1 protein-coding gene is annotated in these 482 nt (G+C 66.0%); it reads right to left on the reverse strand.

The window, feature by feature from the left end; all coding sequences use genetic code 11:
• Positions 1-482, reverse strand: a 482-nt coding sequence (locus tag B7X30_RS05820; RefSeq protein ID WP_502694410.1) for an IS66 family transposase, incomplete at both ends; no start/stop codon positions are given.

Consider the following 482-nt stretch of genomic DNA (forward strand, 5'->3'; position numbering starts at 1 on the left):
TATCGATCGGCACGCGCCCATCGGTGGCAAACACACACAAGGCGCTCCACCGGCCCAGCGCATAGTCGATGGCCCGCGCCGTGGCGTCGGCCTTGGCCAAGAGCGAGCGCTGCCCGATCAGCCAGGCGTGCAAGGCCTCGAGCAGGGGTTGGCTTTGGCGCTGGCGCAGCGCGGTGCGCCCATCGGGCGGATGCTCCCGAAGGGTCTGCTCAATGGCATACAAGGCTTTGATGCGCTCAAGCGCCTCCTGCGCAATCGCGCTGCCCGCCAGCTTGTGCGCCTCGAAGAACTTTCTGCGTACATGCGCCCAGCACCCCGCCTCCACAATGCTCCCTTGGGCATACAGCGCCTTGTAGCCGCTGAAGTCATCGGTGAGCAAGGTGCCTGACCAATCCTGCAGGAAGTCGCGCGCATGCGCACCGGCACGACTGGCGCAATAGTCAAACACCACCGCCGGCGTAGCCGCGCTGCGGTAGACCCAG

Origin of the sequence: Thiomonas sp. 13-64-67 (assembly GCF_002282795.1) — a bacterium.
Taxonomy (GTDB): Bacteria; Pseudomonadota; Gammaproteobacteria; order Burkholderiales; family Burkholderiaceae_C; genus Thiomonas; species Thiomonas arsenitoxydans.